The organism is Cryobacterium sp. RTC2.1, assembly GCF_035018685.1.
GTDB classification, from domain to species: domain Bacteria; phylum Actinomycetota; class Actinomycetes; order Actinomycetales; family Microbacteriaceae; genus Cryobacterium; species Cryobacterium glucosi.
This window is the reverse complement of the sequence record NZ_JASJXJ010000080.1, coordinates 1-17,264: the sequence shown is the minus strand read 5'-3', so window position 1 is coordinate 17,264 and position 17,264 is coordinate 1. Positions and strand designations below refer to the sequence as shown.

The following is a 17,264-nucleotide window of genomic DNA, read 5'->3' as shown; positions in this document are numbered from 1 at the left end:
GGTTCAGGGTCACGTTGGCAGTCGCGGCCAGCATCCGCCCGAGGGTGAGCCAGTTCTCGCGTACGGCCGTGCCGGCTTGGTCGGCTTGCCCGGCAGCGCAGAATCCGATGATGCGCTCGTGGTCGGCAACGGATGCCCGCCCCGCGAGGGAGGAGAACCGGGCGCGTTCCAGGCGCCTCAGGGTGGGCGTGACCTGCTCGAGCAGTGCCGGCAGCAGCTGGTTCGCGCTCGCGCGCACCGCGACGTCGTGGAAATCGTCATCCGCGGCGATGGCGGCATCGACGTCGTTCGTCGCCAGGGCGAGCCGGAACCGGTCGTTGGCCGCCTTCATCGCGGCGATGTCCCCGGCGGTGAGCTGGGCGACCGCCTCGCGCGCGGCGAGTTCGTGGAGCGCTGCGGCGATCGCCTGCGCGTTCAGTGCCGTCCGTTCGTCCAGCGGCGCGACGACGGTCTGCCTGGCACGCTCGGTTCGAACGAGACCTGCGGTTTCGAGCCGGGCGATGGCCTCGCGGATCGGCGTGCGACTGACCCCGAGCCAGGACTCGAGCTCGGCGTCACGAAGCTTCTCGCCGGGGGCGAGCCTTCCGTCGACGATCGCGGTGCGGAGTGCCTCGTAGGCATAGTCGCGCAGGGAGACTGGTCGATGCAGCGCATCGGGAACGGGAACCGGCATGCAATATATTAGATATTGCCAGTGGCGCCCTGTCAAGTGGCCGCCGACCCGCCTGCACCAAAAACCGCCCCCGACTGTGGTCGGAGGCGGTTCAGGTCGTGATGGGTTTCGGGGCTAGGCGGACTTCTCGACGCGGCGGGCGGCCTTGTGCAGCACGATGGTCGGGGCGGCGTTGTCGAGCACGGCAGCCCTGGTCACGATGACCCTGGCGACCTCGCTGGAGGACGGCACCTCGAACATGATCGGCCCGAGGACCTCTTCCATGATCGCGCGGAGGCCCCGGGCGCCGGTCTTGCGCAGCACGGCGAGGTCGGCGATGGCCTCGAGCGCGGGCTGCTCGAAGTCGAGTTCGACGCCGTCGAGCTCGAACATCCGCTGGTACTGGCGCACGAGGGCGTTCTTCGGAACCGTGAGGATCTGCATGAGGGCGACCTGGTCGAGCTGGGTGACCGTCGTGACGACGGGCAGCCGGCCGATGAATTCGGGGATGAGTCCGAACTTGTGCAGGTCTTCGGGGAGGACCTCGCTGAAGAGGTTCACATCGTCACCCTTGCTGTGCAGCGGGGCGCCGAAGCCGATGCCCTTCTTGCCAGCACGGGTGGAGATGATGTCGTCGAGTCCCGCGAACGCGCCGGCCACGATGAACAGCACATTGGTCGTGTCGATCTGGATGAATTCCTGGTGCGGATGCTTGCGCCCGCCCTGCGGGGGCACAGACGCGACGGTTCCTTCCAGGATCTTCAGCAGAGCCTGCTGCACGCCCTCACCGGACACGTCCCTGGTGATCGAGGGGTTCTCGGCCTTGCGGGCGATCTTGTCGATCTCGTCGATGTAGATGATGCCCGTCTCGGCACGCTTGACGTCGTAGTCGGCGGCCTGGATGAGCTTGAGCAGGATGTTCTCGACGTCTTCGCCGACGTATCCGGCCTCGGTGAGTGCGGTCGCGTCCGCGACGGCGAACGGCACGTTGAGGCGCTTGGCGAGCGTCTGGGCGAGATAGGTCTTGCCGCAGCCGGTCGGGCCGATCAGGAGGATGTTGGACTTGGCGATTTCCACGTCGTCGTGGATCGCGTCGGCGGCGGTGAGCGTGGCACGGGAGCGCACGCGCTTGTAGTGGTTGTAGACGGCGACGGCCAGTGCGCGCTTGGCGGCTTCCTGGCCGATGACGTATTCCTCAAGGAACCCGAAGATCTCCTTGGGCTTGGGCAGTTCGAACTCGCCCGTGGTCTCTTCGGCGCCGGCCTCGGCCAGGCGTTCTTCGATGATCTCGTTGCACAGCTCGACGCATTCGTCGCAGATGTAGACACCGGGACCGGCGATCAGCTGCTGGACCTGCTTCTGACTCTTCCCACAGAAGGAACACTTCAGCAGGTCGGCGCTTTCGCCTATTCGGGCCATCCGTCAGCCTCCTCCATCGGTCGTGCTGGTAACGCTTGTTTCGCTGAACCGAGCCTAGCCTCTGGGGGTGACACTGGGGTGCAAGCGACGCGGATCGGTGGAAACCCGTAATAATCCCCCGCGGGTGGGATATCGCGCGGCGCCCGACCGGCGAAAACCGGAACGCGGCGGCCTGCCGGTGCTTGCGCATCCGACCGGCCGCCGCGCGGGCGACAGGAGAACGGGGACCTGCCCCGTCGCGAAAGGGAACTGCTACTTGACGAGGACCGGAACGTTCTTGCGGCTCGTCAGGATCTGGTCGATCAGGCCGTATTCGAGGGCCTCGGGGGCGCCGAGGATCTTGTCGCGGTCGATGTCCTTGTGGACCTGCGCCGAGGTCCGGTTGGAGTGGTGCGCGATCGTCTCTTCGAGCCAGTCGCGCATCCGCTGGATCTCCGCCGCCTGGATCTCGATGTCGGAAGCCTGGCCGCCGCCCTGACCACCGGCCGAGGGCTGGTGGATGAGGATGCGCGCGTTCGGCAGCGCGAGGCGCTTGCCGGGCGTTCCGCCGGCCAGCAGCACGGCGGCAGCGGAGGCCGCCTGGCCGAGGCAGACCGTCTGGATGTGCGGACGGATGTACTGCATCGTGTCGTAGATCGCCGTCATCGCGGTGAAGGAGCCACCCGGTGAGTTGATGTACATCACGATGTCGCGGTCCGGGTCCTGGCTCTCGAGCACGAGGAGCTGGGCCATGACGTCGTCAGCGGACGCGTCGTCGACCTGGACGCCGAGGAAGATGATGCGGTCCTCGAAGAGCTTCGCGTAGGGGTCCTGGCGCTTGTAGCCGTAGGCCGTGCGTTCTTCGAAGGTGGGGAGGATGTACCGAGACTCGGGAGCCTGCGGTGCGCGGCCACCGGCCTGGTGACCAAAATTCGTGAATTCCATGTCGTGTACGCCCGTCCTAGATCTTGTTCACTGAGTCGTCGGTGCCGCCGCCGCCGATTACTTCCGACGCGGAGCCGCGCAGGTGGTCGACGAAGCCGTAGGTCACTGCTTCCTGGGCGGTGAACCAGTTGTCGCGGTCGTTGTCGATCAGGATCTGCTCGACCGACTTGCCGGTCTGCTCCGCCGTGAGTTCCGCCATCCGCTTCTTCATGTCGAGGATGACCTTCGCCTGCGTCTGGATGTCTGCCGCCGTGCCGCCGAAGCCGCCGGACGGCTGGTGCAGCAGGACCCGGGCGTTCGGCGTGATGTACCGCTTGCCCTTGGTGCCGGAGGACAGCAGGAACTGGCCCATGGAGGCCGCCAGCCCGATGCCGACGGTGACGATGTCGTTCGGTACGAACTTCATCGTGTCGTAGATGGCCATGCCGGCCGTGATCGAGCCGCCGGGCGAGTTGATGTACAGGAAGATGTCCCGCTCAGAATCCTCCGCGGCGAGCAGCAGGATCTTGGCACAGATCTCGTTGGCGTTCTCGTCCCGGACCTCCGAACCGAGCCAGATGATGCGGTCTTTCAGCAGTCGGTCAAAAACGCCGGGTGTTGGGGTCATATCGGCCATGTCGCGCTCCGTTTCACTTGTCGCTTGAGATTGAATCTATAGGAGCCTGAGAGCCAGAACGGCCGTGTTCGCCCTCGGCAGATTGCGCGGCTCCCCCGCGCCCGGGAACACGGAAGGGCCGGACGTCCTGAGACGCCCGGCCCTCGTTCGCTGGACTACAGCGGGTGCTGGCAGCGGATGCTGCCCACGGGTGTTACTTCTTGGCTGCGGCCTTCTTCTTCGGCTTCGCGGGGGCCTCGGCGGCCTCGTCGTCAGCGTCTTCCGACGCGGCGGCTGCTGCGGCGTCCGCGGCGGGGTCGACCGTGACGGCGTCGATGTCGACGTCGACGGAGGTGGTCCCGTCTGCGGCGGCCTCGGGCTCGTCGCCCGCGATCGCGGTGAACTCGGCGAGATCGACGACGGCGCCGTTGCCATCAACGACCTCCGCCTTGCCGAGGGCGATCGCGAGGGCCTTGTTGCGGGCGACCTCTGCGACCATCGACGGGATCTGGCCGTTGCCGCTGAGCGCCTGGACGAACTCGCTCGGGTCCATGCCGTACTGGGCTGCACCCTGGATCAGGTACTGGGTGAGCTCGTCCTGGCTGACCTGGACCTTCTCGGCCTCGGCGATCGTGTCGAGCAGGATCTGCTGGCGGAAGGTCTTCTCGCTCGACTCGGTGACCTCGGCGCGGTGCACGTCGTCTTCGAGGCGGTTCTCGCCCTCGAGGTGACGGCGCACCTCGTCCTCGATGATCGCGGTCGGGATCGGGACCTCGACGGAGGCGAGGAGCTGCTCGATGAGCAGTTCGCGAGCCTGGGTGCCCTGGCCGAAGATCTTGGAGCGCAGCGCCTGCGCCTTGAGGTCTTCGGTGAGCTCTGCGACGGTGTCGAATTCGCTGGCGATCTGCGCGAAGTCGTCGTCGACGGGGGGAAGCTCGCGCTCCTTGACGGCGAGGACCGTCACGGTGATCTCCGCGGTTTCGCCTTCGTGGTCGCCGCCCATGAGGGTGGAGTTGAAGGTCGTGGTCTCGGTCGCGCTGAGCGAGTCGAGTGCCTCGTCGATGCCGTCGATCAAGTCGCCGGTGCCGACCTCGTAGGAGATGCCGGTCGCGTTGTCGACCTCGACGTCGCCGATGGAGGCGACGAGGTCGATCTGCACGAAGTCGCCGGTCTTAGCGGGGCGGTCGACCGTGATGAGCGTGCCGAAGCGGCTGCGCAGCTTGTCGAGCTCCTCGGTGACGTCCTCATCGGTGACCTCGGCCGTGTCGACGACGAGCTTGAGGCCGGAGTATGCGGGAAGGTCGATCTCGGGGCGGACGTCAACCTCGATGGAGAGCTTGAGGTCGCCGGAGAAGTCCTTGTCGGACGGCCACTCGACGATGTCGGCCTCGGGGCGGCCGAGCGGGCGGAGCTTGTGCTCGTCGACGGCGGCACGGTAGAAACCGTCGAGGCCTTCGTTGACGGCGTGCTCGAGGACGGCCGACTTACCGACGCGCTGGTCGATGATGGGCGGCGGAACCTTGCCCTTGCGGAAGCCGGGGATGTTGATGTCTTCGGCAATGTGACCATATGCGTGGGTGATGCTGGGCTTCAGCTCCTCCGGGGTCACCGAAATGGTGACCTTGGCGCGCGTGGGGCTCAGCTTTTCGACCGTGGACTTCACGTGGGTTATCTCCTGTGTTCGATCTGGTTCAGAGGGGGGTGATGGTCGGGGCGACAGGATTCGAACCTGCGACCTCTCGGCCCCAAACCGAGCGCTCTACCAAGCTGAGCTACGCCCCGGATATTGTCTCAACCCGTTGGAGTCAGCCTGACGCCACGCAGGTGCACGCGACAGCGGATTGACCTCGGTAAGTCTACTGCACCGACCGGATGCCCATGGCCGGTTCGCGTACGCGAGGTCGCCGTTGCTGTACTAAGGTATTTGAGTGCGCAGTTCGGCACTCTTGGGGATGTAGCTCAATGGTAGAGCCTCAGTTTTCCAAACTGATGGCGCGGGTTCGATTCCCGTCATCCCCTCCATATCCGGTCATTCCCTTTCCGAATCCGGCAGTTGCCCCGGCGCCCTATCGGTTGGCGAGGTAGTTGGCCAGGACGGCGGCCGCAAGCGTCTTCGCGCCGTCCAGGTTGCCGGTCGGCTGCGCGTAGTGCTGCACGAGTACCCAGACACCGCCGGAGAGCACGTCGACCTCGCAGGTGTCCCCTCCGCAGCCGGCGAATGCCTCGTCCCCGAGCCCGGTCACCGCTTCGAACCGGATGCTGGAATTGGCCTGGTTCGGCGGTGACGCGTGCCACACCGATGCAGCGCCCGGCAGCACGGTCACGGACACGCCGCCGGAGAGTGCACCGGCGTCCCCGCTCAACCAGCCGCAGTGGAGAAGGCCTGCCCGGCTTTCTGCGATCGGCTGAACGCCCGATGTGTACGGTCCGGGCACTCCATAATCGGTCGACCGGGAGTCCGCCATGCCCACGGCATCCGCGAGGTCGGCCGCGGCGAGCAGAGCGTCACAGCCGACGCGCGGTGGGGGCGTCGTCGCCGGCACCGCGTCCGCCGTCTGGACGGCCTCCACAACGGTGCGAGCGAAGGTCACGAAGCTCTCCTCGGTGGGTTGCGGACTGACCGTCGCGTTCACCCAGGTGGTTCCCACCAGGATCTCGGCCCGGCAGGAATCGTGCTCCGGCGGGTGGCAGGCCACGTAAGCAGTGTCGCCAAGGTCGACGGGGTGCAGGCCCCGCAGGCCGTCGTCGGAATCGGGTTCACTCGCTGTGAACTCGGCGGCCGAGTGCGGCAGGACCCGGACGCTCACGCGCGGGATCATCCGGCTGCCGTCGTCCGTCAGCGCTCCGGTGCCGTTGTCCGGGGCTGACCAGCTGCAGTCGACCAGGCCGCCGAGGGCATCGGCCGCGTCCTGCACGATGATCTGGGTGGCGCCGCTGCTCGGCTGCTGCTCGGCGGTGGCCCGGGTGGCCTGATCGAAGAGGCTGTTCGTCGGGAGTCCGAGCGCGGCTGCGGCCCGGTCGACCGGCAGGACCAGGCCACAGTCGAGCGCGACGGGCAGGGACGTCGTCGTCGCGGATGCCGTGGGTTCTGGCGAGGCACCCGGAGAGGAACCGCCGGAACCCTGCGTGCACCCGGCGAGCGTCACTACCGCGGTCAGGGCGCAGATCAAAGTTACGGAGCGGACCAGTGCTGAAGCTGCGAGCGTCATGTGAATTCCCCCGCGATCAACCTACTCCGGACTGCTCCCCCGAGGACAGAACGGTCAGGAGTGGAGCATCAGGTTGACGAGCGCGACGACGCCGACGGTCACGATGATCACGCGCAGGAGAGTGGGCGGCAGGCGCCGCCCGACCCGCGCGCCGAGGAGGCCGCCGAGGCCCGCGCCGACGGTGATGAGACCGACCACGGCCCAGTCGATGGAGTCGCGCGCGAACAGGATGAAGATGATCGAGGCCATCAGGTTCACGCCGGTGACGAGGAGATTCTTCACGGCGTTGAGTGACCCGAGCGAGACCGTGGTGAGGATGCCGAGGGCGCCCACCACCAGGATCCCCTGGGCCGCGCCGAAATAACCGCCGTAGACGCCGAGGATGAAGATGCTCACCATGATGCCGACGCGCCGGCCACGACCGCCGGGGATGCCGGCCGCCTCGGCAGTCGGCGCCGCCACCGCATCCGCTTCGCTGGCCGGCGCGGTTCGTGCGGCGATCCGGCGCTGAATCCACGGCCCGACGGCGACGAGGAGGATCCCGACGAGGATGAGGACAGGAACGATGGCCTTGAAGGCGCTGCTGGGGAGCACGAGCAGCAGGGTGGCACCGGCGAGGCCGCCGGCCAGGGCGACAGGGAGAAGGGCGAAGGCGAAACCGCGATGAGCGGCGATCTCGCGCCGGTAGCCGATCGTCCCCGCGACGCCGCCGGCCACGAGTCCGAGGTTGTTGGAGACGTTGGCGACGAGCGGCGGGTATCCCAGAAGCACGAGGATCGGAAAGGTGATGAGGGTCCCCGAACCGACGACGACGTTGATCATGCCCGCGGCGAAACCGGCCGCGGCGATTGCAAATGCCTCTGGCCACATGCCTCCCACCGTAGTGGGGGCCGCGCCCTACTTCAGGCCGAGGGTGTCGAGCGTCGCCCGCAGGGTGTCGGCAGAGTGCTGGAACAGGGCCTGTTCCGACTCGGAGAAGGGCACCTCGATCACCCGGGACACCCCCTCGGCGTTGACGACCGTCGGGACGGACAGGGCGACGTTGCTCACGCCGCGGTAGTCGGTCAGCACAGAACTGATCGGGAGCACGGCGCCCTCGTCGCGCAGCACGGCCTCGACGATCCGGGCACCGGAGAGCCCGATCGCGTAGTTCGTGGCACCCTTGCCCGCGATCACCCGGTACGCGGCGGTCTTGACGTCCTCGGTGATGGCCGCGAACTCGGCCTCGGAGAACTTCTCGCGTCCGTTGGTCACCGGGGAGATGTCATCGGCGACCCATTGGTCGAGCGAGATCGGACCGACCCTGGCCTGGGACCAGAGCGGGAACTCGGAGTCGCCGTGCTCGCCGACGATCGTGGCGTGCACGTTGGCGATCGCAACGCCGACCCGGTGCGCGAGCAACCAGCGCAGGCGGGAGGAGTCGAGAACGGTGCCGGAGCCGAACACCCGGCTGGAGGGAAGTCCGCTGAAGTGCAGCGCGGCGTAGGTGAGGATGTCGCAGGGGTTGGTCACGATCATGTAGACCGCGTCGGGGGCGCGCTTGATCAGCTTGGGCATCAGTTCGCGGAGGATTCCGACGTTGACGCCGGACATTTCGAGGCGGGACTGGCCGGGGTGCTGCCGGGCACCCGCGGTGATCACGACCATGTTGGCGTCCGAGATCATGTCGAGGTCGGCACCGCCGGACACGCAGGACGCGCCGGTGAACTGGGTGCCGTGCGCGAGGTCGAGCACCTCGGCCTCGACCTTGGGCTCGTTGATGTCGTAGAGCACCACCTCGCGGGCCGACTGCCGGATCAGGGAGGCATACGCGAGGGAGGTGCCGACGGCGCCCGCTCCGATGATGGCCAGCTTGGAATTCTCGATTGCGCTCATGGTTCCAGTCTGCCCGCACCAGGACGCGTTCGCACCTGTTTCATCAGATTAAACCGAATTATCTACGTTCAATTCGCCTCTTGGCAGCGGAATACTCAGCGCCGGCGGAATACTCAGTGCCAGCAGAATACTCAGTGGCGGAGGAAGGCGAGGACGGCGAGCACCCTGCGGTGGTCCGTTCCCGAATCGTCGAGGCCGAGCTTCTGGAAGATGGCGGTGACGTTCTTCTCGACGGCGCCGACCCCGATCACGAGCCGGGAGGCGATACTGACGTTGGTGCGCCCCTCGGCCATCAGCCCGAGCACGTCCCGCTCCCGGGGAGTGAGTCTCTCGAGCGGGTCGGTGCGGCGGCCCAGGAGCTCACGGACCACCTGCGGGTCGAGCACCGTTCCACCGGCGTGGATCCGCAGGACGGCATCCTGCAGTTCGTCGAGGGAGGCGACCCGGTCCTTGAGCAGGTAGCCGAGTCCTCCGTCGCCGGCCGAGAGGAGTTCGTGCGCGTAGGTGGCCTCGACGTACTGGCTGAGGAGCAGGATCCCGACTCCGGGGAGCCGGCGCCGCAGCTCGAGGGCGGCACGCACCCCTTCGTCCCGGAACGTCGGCGGCATTCGCACGTCCAGCACGGCGATGTCCGGCCGGAGGCGATCGACGTCGGCGAGCAGGGCGTCCGCGTCGCCATAGGCGGCCACGCAGTCGAACCCGGCCTCGTCGAAGAGCCGCACGAGCCCCTCACGAAGCAGGAGCGAGTCCTCGGCGAGAACGAGCCGGAGCGGAGCCGCGGATGCTGCGCTGGTCTGCTCTGGCGAGGTCACCCGTTCAGGATACGACGATCGAACCTGGCAGGGTTTCGGCCAGCGGGATGTGCGCACCGACATTCGTGGGACCTCCGGCCGGACTGTCGATCGACAGCAGGCCGCGCAGCCCCCGCAGGCGCTCGTCGAGGCCGCACAACCCGTGCGATTCGGTGAGGACGGCCCCACCGATGCCGTTGTCGATCACCCAGAGGTCGAGCCAGGTTGAGTCGTCGTCCGGCACCCGGCGCAGGGCGAGGTGCAGGCGGATGCCGCTCGCGCGGGAGTGCTTGGCGGCGTTCGTGAGGAGCTCGGCCGCGATGAAATATACGCTCCGTTCGATCTCGGAGGGCAGCCGCAGCCCCGGCTCGAGCTGGAATTCGAGAGCGACGGGAATGGTGCTCCTGGCTGCGAGGGACTCGAGCGCGACGGTGAGGCCGCGGTCCTGCAGGATCGGCGGGACGAGCCCACGGGACAGCGCCCTGAGCTCCTCGAGGGTGTCGTGGGCCTGCTCCCGCGCCTCGGCGAGCAGCGCCCTGGCGGCGGCAGGGTCCGTGTCGAGTTTGCGTTCGGCGCTCGCGAGGTCCATCTGCAGGCGCACGAGGCGCTGCTGGGGTCCGTCGTGGATATCGCGTTCGAGGCGGCGGAGGCCGCGGTCCTCTGCGACGACGGCCGCGCCGCGGGAGGCGCTCAGGTCGGCGACCTCGCGGGTGAGCGCCTCGGAGCGCCAGGCCCCGAGCATGCCCTGGCCGATGAACCGGTGCACGAGCACGAGGCCCCGGGTGACGTAGGGCAGCGTGGCGAGGAACGCGAGGCCGAGCGCTAGTTCGAGCAGGCTCTCGACGAGGTACGGGTTGCCGACGCCCTGGGTACCCGGCAGAATCAGCTCGCCGAGGCCCAACAGCCCGGTTGCCCCCTCCTGGCCCTGCGGGATCGACCAGCCCCACAGCCAGAAGGTGACCCCGCCGAGGGCGATCGAGAGCCAGACGACGGTGACGGTCCAGCTCACGAGCGAGATCACGAAGTTCACGACCATGCCGTGCAGGAGGTAGAGCCAGTAGTGGCCGCCGACAAGCGGGCCCAGCAGGGTTCGAAGCGGGGTGACCGGCTGGCCGTCACGTTCCCACCGGGGAGGCCGGATGGCCGGTTGGCCGGCCCAGCGCAGGCGGGTCAGCTCCACGAGGCCGAAACCACGCGCGGCATAGAGCGCGGCGACGATCACGAACAGCCCCACGAAGATCGCGACCATACCGACGCCCGTGAAGAATACGGTGCTCAGCACGCTCAGGGCGATGACCGCGACGGGAAGGGCGAGCAGGAGGAAGCCGAGTTCCCGTGGTACCGACCGCCAGAGGCCTCGATAGCCGGGATTTTCGCTCAGAGGGGTCTGCACGGTCTCCAGACTGCCAGATTCCCCGGAGTGCGGGACGGTTGCGGGTGTCCTCGTGGTCATGGTGTCCTCCTTGGTGGATGACTCCAGCCTCGCCGTGAACGCCCGGCGCGCCCATCGGGCCTGCGTCCCAATCGCTGCGGGGGAAAACCCCCGCGGCCCGCATCGGGTCAGAGCGCGCGGTGGGTGAACCGGCCGCCGAGCAGGGTCGCTGCGACGTTCATCCGCCGCAGGTCGTCGAGGGACGCGACGAACGGGTCGGTCTCGCAGACGGCGAGGTCGGCCGGGTCGCCGACCGCGACCCGGTGCCTGCCGCGGGCGGATGCGGCGAGCGCGGCCTGGCGGGACACGCCTTGCTCGGGGTGCCAGGCTTCACGGCCGTCCCTGGTGCGCCCGACCGCGGCGGCGATGCCGACCCAGGGGTCGAGCGGCGCGACGGGCGCGTCGGAGCCGAGCGCGAGTCGTGCCCCGGCGCGGAGCAGGCTCGCGAGCATGAAGGCGCGGTTGGTACGGCCGGCCCAGTAGCGGTCCGCGACGTCGCGGTCGTCGACGGCGTGCTCTGGCTGCACGCTCGCGACGACGCCGAGGGCGGCGAACCGGTCGACATCGGCGTGACTGAGCAGCTGGGCGTGTTCGATGCTTCCCGCACAGCCGAGGGTCTCGAAGGCGTCGAGGGCGATCCGGTTGGCCCGGTCGCCGATCGCGTGAACGGCGGGGTGGATGCCGGACTCGCTCGCGAGGCGCATCCAGCGGAGCAGGTCGTCTGGCGTCACGCTCAGCACGCCGTTGGCGTCGGCGCCCGTGAGCCCCGGGTAGTCGTCGAAGCAGTATGCGGTGCGGGTGTTGAGCGAACCGTCCGTGATGACCTTGTACGGGCCGACGCTGAGCAGACCTCCGGTGCCGTCGATGACGGCACCGGAGCGGAGGCCCTCTGCGACGGCGCGCTCGAGGTGTTCGGTGTAGATGCCGAACTCGACCCGGAGCGAATCGGTGCCTGCGGCGATGCGGCGGCGCCAGACGTCGAGGTTCCAGACCATTTCGAGGTCGACGATGCCGACGACGCCGCGGGCGGCGGCGACCCGCGCCGCTTCGTCGGCCCAGGTGTCGCTGATCGCGTCCGGGACGGCGTCGAGTGCCCGTTCCACCGCGAAGGCATCTTCCTCGCGGAGCAGGCCGGTGGGGTGGTCGCCGAGTCCGCGGGCGGCGAGGGCGGCGGAGTTGAGCCAGACGCTGTGCAGGTCACCGCTGACGAGGACGACGGGGACCGTTCCTGAGACGGCGTCGAGGACGGCGCGGCCGGGGGCATCCGGCCAGAGCCCGTCGCGGAAGCCGAAGCCGATCAGGGTCTCCCCTGTCGTGAGCAGCGGGATGCGCCCCGCGACGATCCGGGCGGCCTCCGCGGCGCTGCCTGCTGTCGACACGTCGAGTCGGCGGGCGATCTGCGCCCACTGGGTGAAGTGCACGTGGTTGTCCCACAGTCCGGGGATCAGCCAGCGCTCGCCGAGGTCGATCGACTCGACGGCAGGACCGTCGCCACCCATGCCGCCCTCGCCACCGAGGAAGCCGAGCCTCGTGACCGTGCCGTCGACGATCTCGACATCGGTGAGTTCGTCGCTCCCGGGCAGTCGGGCGTTCCGGAGGACGAGCGGATCGGGGCTCATGAGCCGTCTCCGGCCCGGGCGGCGCGGGAGAGCCGCCCGTGCGCGCGCCGCATCTCGGCGGCGAGGTTCACGCTCGCGTACGGACCGGTCCCCTCGAGTTCGGAGATGATGCGGTCGACGGTCTCGGGAGGCTTGTTCTGGCTGAGCTTGCTCTTGGCGACCACCCGGGTGACCCGGAGGCGGAAGCCGACGGTACCGGCCGAGATCCGGTCGGCGTACGCCGAGTTCGCGGCCGTCCCGTGCAGGCGGCGCGGTTCGGGCAGGCGCTCCTCGAAGTGATCGACGAGCCGGTCGAGCACGAGCAGGTTCTCCTCGGCGCTGAGGATCTCCGGCGTGCCGTAGAGGTGCGCGGTGATGAAGTTCCAGGTCGGCACGGCCGGGTTGGCGTCGTACCACCCCGGGGACACGTACCCGTGCGGGCCCTGGATGATCACGATCATCTCGTGCTGCCCGAGCTCGTGCAGTTTCTCGTCTGGACGACCCACGTGGGTGACCAGAACGAGCTCGCCGGAATCGGTATCCGTTCCTGAAACGGACTCGTCGAGAAGCATCGGGTAGTGCGAGGCGACGAGATCGCCCGTGCTCGTGTGGCTGACCAGGGTCGCCCACGGGTTCTCCCGGATCAGCCTCCGGATTTCGGCGGGATCGGTGAGCACGAAGCTGGGGGTGTTGCGCATGTTGCGTCCTGTCTGTCTCGCTGGCGGAGGGTGATCTTCAGGCCTGGCAGGTCGGGCACCAGTAGAGCTTGCGGGCGCCCATCTCCTCGAGCAGGATGTGGGTGCCGCAGACCCGGCAGGGCAGGCCCTCGCGCTTGTAGACCCAGTGCCGGTCCGCGCGATTCTTCATCGCGAGCACCCAGTCGGCCCCGGCGAGGTCGTCCATGGTCATCATCTGGCCGGTTTCGACGCCGATCGTGAGCAGGTGCGCCCAGTCCCGCCAGAGACCGCGCACGGTGTCCTCGGTGAGGCTCTTGCCCGGCGCGTGCGGGTTGACCCCGGCCCGGAACAACAGTTCGGCGCGATAGACGTTCCCGATGCCGCTCACCACGGACTGGTCCATCAGGAGCAGTCCGATCGGGGTGGGCTTGCGGCGCACGACGGCCGTGAACCGGTCCTCCGCTGCTGGGCTGTCATCGAGGAGCGGGTCTGGGCCGGCCTTGTCGATGACCGCCTGCACCTCTGCGGCGTCGAGCACCTGGCAGGCGGTGGGGCCGCGCAGGTCCGCGCACACCGTGTCGGTGAGCAGGCGCACCCGCACCTGCCCGACCGGTTCGGGCGGGAAGGTGCCCCGCTGGTCGATCTCCTTCTCCTGCTCGGCCATCCGCACCCGGGTGCGCCGGGGAGCCCCGATGCTCCGGAGCGAGTTCTCCCCCGCGGAGTCGAGGACGGCATCCGCCGGCCCGTCGAGGTCTGTGCCGCGCTGGTTGGTCTGGCCCATCCGGCCGTTGGCGGATGCGATCGTGGCGTCCATCAGGATCTCACCGGCGAAGTCCCAGGCTCCGTACATGCCGAGGTGCACCCGCAGCCAGAGCCCGTTGTCGAATTCGAGGAACATCTGCTTGCCGACGGCGCGCGCCCTGGTCATCACGTGCCCGTCGAGCACGGCGGCGCCTTCGACGAAACGGCCTTGCGGCGAGGACAGCTGCACCCGGTGGCCCACGAAGTTGCGCGCGAACTGCCGGGCGATCCGGTGGACGGAATGACCCTCTGGCACGTCAGCGCGCGCTGCGGGCCGGGTCGACGCTGGACGGGTCGATGCGTGCCGGGTCGACCCTGATGCCGGAGATGGACCGGGTGGTCTCGTATTCGAAAAGCTGGCGGATCCGTCGCGCGTGGCGTTCCTCGCCCGTGAACGGTTCGGCGATGAACGCGTCGATGAAGGAGGTCGCCTCCTCGATCGTGTGCTGGCGGGCGCCGATCGAGATGACGTTCGCGTTGTTGTGCTCACGCGCGAGCCGGGCGATGTCCAGGTTCCAGACCAACGCGGCCCTGACCCCGACGACCTTGTTCGCGGCCATCTGCTCGCCGTTGCCCGATCCCCCGAAGACGACGCCGAGCGCGTCGATGCCCGCGGCCTGGTCGTCGACGACGCCCTGGGCGGCATTGATGCAGAACGACGGGTAGTCGTCGAGCGGGTCGTAGCTCGTGGGCCCGTGGTCGACGACCTCGTGGCCGGCCTCGGTCAGGTGACCGACGAGGAAACGGCTGAAATCGTGGCCGGCATGGTCAGTGGCGAGGTGAATGCGCATGACCCCATACTATTTGCCGTCCCGTGCGATCGCCGTCCTGCTCCCGGCGCCGCCGGCATCCGCTCAGTCGAAGATCGGACCGACCGTGCGGGTTCGCTTCATCTCGAAGAAACCGGGGTACGCGGCCACGGCCACGACGCCGTCCCACAGTTTCGTCGCGGCTTCGCCCCTGGGCGCCGGCGAGATGACCGGGCCGAAGAAGGCGACATCGTTCACCGCGATGACCGGGGTGCCGACGTCCTGGCCGACCCGGTTCATCCCGTCGAAGTGGCTTGCGCGCATCTCCGGGTCGTAGTGGTCGCTGTCGGCCCACGCGGCGAAGTCCGCCGGAAGGCCGACCTCGGCGAGCGCCGCCGGGATGACCTCGTCGGGGTTCGTGCTGCCGCCGGGGTGGATCCGGGTGCCGAGTGCGTCGTAGAGGGCCTTCACGGTCGCCTGCCCGTGCAGCTCCTGCGCCGCCTGCACGAGGCGGGTGTACCGGAGAGCCCGGGGGAAGAACGCGGCGTACTCTTCGCTCACGTCGTTGTCCTCATTGAGCACCGCGAGGCTCATCACCTTCCAGGTGACGTCGAGGTCACGCTGTGAGGCCACCTCATCCACCCAGCGGGAGGTCATCCAGGCCCAGGGGCAGGAGGGGTCGAACCAGAACTTCACGGTGTCCGTCATCGCACCAGCCTAGGTGCACGCACACCCGCATCCGCTCGCTCCGCGAAGGTGAAGAAACCCCTGCCCAGCGTCGGTATCCCACCAAAAAATTCGGTTTGACGGCGTTTTTGGACTAAAATTGCTCGTTATGCCCGAAAAGGGCCAGCTCCACGTCGCGAGCAAGTGATCTCCACGAGAGAAGTTCAAATGCCCAGAGACCGTAGTTTGTCAGACTCTATGCCCGGTGCCAAGCGCGCCATAATCAAGACCAAAAAGCCCCTCCTGCAGCGTCGCCTGAGGGTCTCCCACGTCAACGTCGTCGACCAGCCGATGCTCAAGAAGGCACTCGGCGGAACCATCGTGGGAAACACCATGGAATGGTACGACGTCGGCGTGTTCGGCTACCTCATCACGACCATGGGACCGGTGTTCCTCCCCGAGGCCGACAAGTCGGTCCAGACCCTGTTCCTCCTCGGCACCTTCGCCGCCACCTTCATCGCCCGCCCCATCGGCGGCGTCTTCTTCGGCTGGCTCGGCGACAAGATCGGCCGCCAGAAGGTCCTCGCCATGACGCTGATGATCATGGCCGCGTCGACGTTCGTGGTCGGCATCCTGCCAAACTACGCGATGATCGGCAGCTGGGCCGCCGCTCTCCTGGTGTTGACCAAGCTCGTCCAGGGCTTCTCCACCGGTGGCGAGTACGCCGGTGCCACCACCTTCGTCAGCGAACACGCCCCGGACAAGCACCGCGGGTTCTTCGCGAGCTTCCTCGACATGGGCAGCTACCTCGGCTTCGCGATCGGCGCCGCACTCGTGTCGATCCTGCAGGTCACCCTGGGCCAGCCGGCCATGGAGGACTGGGGCTGGCGCCTGCCGTTCCTGCTCGCCGGACCGCTCGGCCTGATCGCCATCTACTTCCGGATGAAGATCGAGGAATCCCCCGCCTTCCAGGCCACCCTCGACGCCAAGGAAGCAGCGTCACTGGATCCGAACGGCACCGACGCGGCCCCGAACGGCCCGCTGACCATCTTCAAGGCGCACTGGCGGGGCATCCTGCTCGCCATGATCCTCGTCGCAGCAGCCAACACCGTCGGCTATGCGCTCACCTCGTACATGCCGACCTACCTGACGAGTTCGCTCGGGTACGACGAGCTGCACGGCACCCTGCTCACCATCCCGGTGCTCGTCATCATGGCGCTCTGCATCCCGCTGACCGGGCACCTGTCCGACAAGATCGGCCGCCGACCGGTGCTCTGGGTCGGTGCGATCAGCACGGTCGTGCTCTCGATCCCGGCGTTCATGCTGATCGGTGTCGGCGAGATCTGGTCGACCCTGCTCGGTCTTGCCCTGATCGCGTTCCCGGTGACGTTCTACGTGTCGAACCTCGCCTCGGCCCTGCCCGCGCTGTTCCCGACCGAGAGCCGGTACGGCGCGATGGGCATCGCGTACAACTTCGCGGTCGCCATCTTCGGTGGAACCACCCCGTTCATCATCGCGGCCCTCATCGAGGCAACGGGCGACGACATGATGCCCGCCTACTACCTGATGGCCACCTCGGCTGTCGGAGCGGTGAGCATCTTCTTCCTCAAGGAGAGCGCCCAGCGCCCCCTGCCCGGCTCGATGCCGAGCGTCGACTCCGTCTTCGAGGCACGGGAACTCGTCGCCACCCAGGACGAGAACCCGAACCTCGACACCAATGAGATGCCGTTCGACCACACCTATGAGCCGGCGACGAGCTCGATCGACGCCATTCTCCCGGAGCCCGAAACCGAGCCAGAGCGCCACCCGGTCGGCGTCTAGCACCACCGGCATCCGCCCCAGGGGCACGCCGCCTCCCTCCCCAGGGGCCGCCCCC

At 68.0% G+C, this 17,264-nt stretch carries 16 protein-coding genes and 2 tRNA genes; 2 read left to right on the top strand and 16 right to left on the bottom strand.

Annotation, left to right across the window (positions count from 1 at the left end; genetic code table 11):
- The 6 genes from QN357_RS11225 to QN357_RS11200 form a co-directional block, all read right to left on the bottom strand.
- A partial coding sequence (locus tag QN357_RS11225) for a GntR family transcriptional regulator (protein ID WP_323504886.1) occupies positions 1 to 673 on the bottom strand: 673 nt, incomplete at its 3' end.
- A gap of 114 nt (positions 674 to 787) precedes the next feature.
- Entirely contained in the window at positions 788 to 2,071 is a 1,284-nt protein-coding gene (gene clpX, locus QN357_RS11220; RefSeq protein ID WP_134447892.1) for an ATP-dependent Clp protease ATP-binding subunit ClpX, read from the bottom strand.
- 252 nt (positions 2,072 to 2,323) lie between these two features.
- On the bottom strand, positions 2,324 to 2,995 hold the full coding sequence (locus QN357_RS11215) for an ATP-dependent Clp protease proteolytic subunit (RefSeq protein ID WP_134447890.1): 672 nt from the start codon (positions 2,993 to 2,995) through the stop codon (positions 2,324 to 2,326).
- A 16-nt stretch (positions 2,996 to 3,011) separates the two neighbouring features.
- Entirely contained in the window at positions 3,012 to 3,611 is a 600-nt protein-coding gene (locus QN357_RS11210; RefSeq protein ID WP_134447888.1) for an ATP-dependent Clp protease proteolytic subunit, read from the bottom strand.
- A gap of 193 nt (positions 3,612 to 3,804) precedes the next feature.
- Positions 3,805 to 5,253 carry a trigger factor gene (gene tig, locus QN357_RS11205; protein WP_322140836.1) on the bottom strand — a complete coding sequence of 483 codons (1,449 nt, stop codon included), beginning with the start codon at positions 5,251 to 5,253 and terminating at the stop codon, positions 3,805 to 3,807.
- A gap of 42 nt (positions 5,254 to 5,295) precedes the next feature.
- Positions 5,296 to 5,372, bottom strand: a tRNA-Pro gene (locus QN357_RS11200).
- Positions 5,373 to 5,538: 166 nt separating this feature from the next.
- On the opposite strand from QN357_RS11200, the gene QN357_RS11195 reads away from it, so the two are divergent.
- Positions 5,539 to 5,612: transfer RNA gene (locus QN357_RS11195), tRNA-Gly, on the top strand.
- A gap of 44 nt (positions 5,613 to 5,656) precedes the next feature.
- Here QN357_RS11195 and QN357_RS11190 read toward each other — a convergent pair.
- From QN357_RS11190 to QN357_RS11145, 10 genes are all read right to left on the bottom strand, one after another.
- Positions 5,657 to 6,799 (bottom strand): hypothetical protein, encoded by a 1,143-nt coding sequence (locus QN357_RS11190; RefSeq protein WP_322135731.1) that lies wholly within the window; start codon positions 6,797 to 6,799, stop codon positions 5,657 to 5,659.
- 54 nt (positions 6,800 to 6,853) lie between these two features.
- Positions 6,854 to 7,669 carry a sulfite exporter TauE/SafE family protein gene (locus QN357_RS11185; RefSeq protein WP_134447882.1) on the bottom strand — a complete coding sequence of 272 codons (816 nt, stop codon included), beginning with the start codon at positions 7,667 to 7,669 and terminating at the stop codon, positions 6,854 to 6,856.
- 27 nt (positions 7,670 to 7,696) lie between these two features.
- On the bottom strand, positions 7,697 to 8,674 hold the full coding sequence (locus QN357_RS11180; protein WP_134447880.1) for an L-lactate dehydrogenase: 978 nt from the start codon (positions 8,672 to 8,674) through the stop codon (positions 7,697 to 7,699).
- A gap of 131 nt (positions 8,675 to 8,805) precedes the next feature.
- Positions 8,806 to 9,486 carry a response regulator transcription factor gene (locus QN357_RS11175; RefSeq protein WP_322135730.1) on the bottom strand — a complete coding sequence of 227 codons (681 nt, stop codon included), beginning with the start codon at positions 9,484 to 9,486 and terminating at the stop codon, positions 8,806 to 8,808.
- A gap of 4 nt (positions 9,487 to 9,490) precedes the next feature.
- Positions 9,491 to 10,918 (bottom strand): sensor histidine kinase, encoded by a 1,428-nt coding sequence (locus tag QN357_RS11170; RefSeq protein WP_134559780.1) that lies wholly within the window; start codon positions 10,916 to 10,918, stop codon positions 9,491 to 9,493.
- Positions 10,919 to 11,025: 107 nt separating this feature from the next.
- A complete protein-coding gene (locus QN357_RS11165) occupies positions 11,026 to 12,516 on the bottom strand; it encodes an amidohydrolase (RefSeq protein WP_322135729.1) in 1,491 nt (496 codons plus the stop codon).
- The gene (locus tag QN357_RS11160; RefSeq protein WP_322135728.1) at positions 12,513 to 13,193 is read right to left on the bottom strand and encodes an FMN-binding negative transcriptional regulator; all 681 of its coding nucleotides are present in this window, start codon (positions 13,191 to 13,193) and stop codon (positions 12,513 to 12,515) included. Before QN357_RS11160 ends, QN357_RS11165 begins: the two co-directional genes overlap by 4 nt.
- A gap of 37 nt (positions 13,194 to 13,230) precedes the next feature.
- Positions 13,231 to 14,229, bottom strand: a complete 999-nt coding sequence (locus QN357_RS11155; RefSeq protein ID WP_322135727.1) for an Fpg/Nei family DNA glycosylase — start codon at positions 14,227 to 14,229, stop codon at positions 13,231 to 13,233.
- A 1-nt stretch (position 14,230) separates the two neighbouring features.
- Complete coding sequence (locus tag QN357_RS11150; protein WP_134447868.1) at positions 14,231 to 14,764, bottom strand: ribose-5-phosphate isomerase; 534 nt, start codon at positions 14,762 to 14,764, stop codon at positions 14,231 to 14,233.
- A gap of 63 nt (positions 14,765 to 14,827) precedes the next feature.
- Positions 14,828 to 15,430: a DsbA family protein gene (locus QN357_RS11145; protein ID WP_134447866.1), complete on the bottom strand. Its 603-nt coding sequence runs from the start codon at positions 15,428 to 15,430 to the stop codon at positions 14,828 to 14,830.
- Positions 15,431 to 15,616: 186 nt separating this feature from the next.
- On the opposite strand from QN357_RS11145, the gene QN357_RS11140 reads away from it, so the two are divergent.
- Positions 15,617 to 17,209, top strand: a complete 1,593-nt coding sequence (locus tag QN357_RS11140) for an MFS transporter (protein WP_134561200.1) — start codon at positions 15,617 to 15,619, stop codon at positions 17,207 to 17,209.
- Positions 17,210 to 17,264 lie beyond the last annotated feature (55 nt).

What these genes read in the sequence shown, in the direction of transcription:
- QN357_RS11185 (WP_134447882.1), bottom strand. Translation starts at nt 7,669, where the DNA reads ATGTGGCCAGAGGCATTTGCAATCGCCGCGGCCGGTTTCGCCGCGGGC.
- QN357_RS11190 (WP_322135731.1), bottom strand. Translation starts at nt 6,799, where the DNA reads ATGACGCTCGCAGCTTCAGCACTGGTCCGCTCCGTAACTTTGATCTGC.
- QN357_RS11165 (WP_322135729.1), bottom strand. Translation starts at nt 12,516, where the DNA reads ATGAGCCCCGATCCGCTCGTCCTCCGGAACGCCCGACTGCCCGGGAGC.
- clpX (WP_134447892.1), bottom strand. Translation starts at nt 2,071, where the DNA reads ATGGCCCGAATAGGCGAAAGCGCCGACCTGCTGAAGTGTTCCTTCTGT.
- QN357_RS11140 (WP_134561200.1), top strand. Translation starts at nt 15,617, where the DNA reads ATGCCCAGAGACCGTAGTTTGTCAGACTCTATGCCCGGTGCCAAGCGC.
- QN357_RS11180 (WP_134447880.1), bottom strand. Translation starts at nt 8,674, where the DNA reads ATGAGCGCAATCGAGAATTCCAAGCTGGCCATCATCGGAGCGGGCGCC.
- QN357_RS11210 (WP_134447888.1), bottom strand. Translation starts at nt 3,611, where the DNA reads ATGGCCGATATGACCCCAACACCCGGCGTTTTTGACCGACTGCTGAAA.
- QN357_RS11160 (WP_322135728.1), bottom strand. Translation starts at nt 13,193, where the DNA reads ATGCGCAACACCCCCAGCTTCGTGCTCACCGATCCCGCCGAAATCCGG.
- QN357_RS11150 (WP_134447868.1), bottom strand. Translation starts at nt 14,764, where the DNA reads ATGCGCATTCACCTCGCCACTGACCATGCCGGCCACGATTTCAGCCGT.
- QN357_RS11145 (WP_134447866.1), bottom strand. Translation starts at nt 15,430, where the DNA reads ATGACGGACACCGTGAAGTTCTGGTTCGACCCCTCCTGCCCCTGGGCC.
- QN357_RS11215 (WP_134447890.1), bottom strand. Translation starts at nt 2,995, where the DNA reads ATGGAATTCACGAATTTTGGTCACCAGGCCGGTGGCCGCGCACCGCAG.
- QN357_RS11170 (WP_134559780.1), bottom strand. Translation starts at nt 10,918, where the DNA reads ATGACCACGAGGACACCCGCAACCGTCCCGCACTCCGGGGAATCTGGC.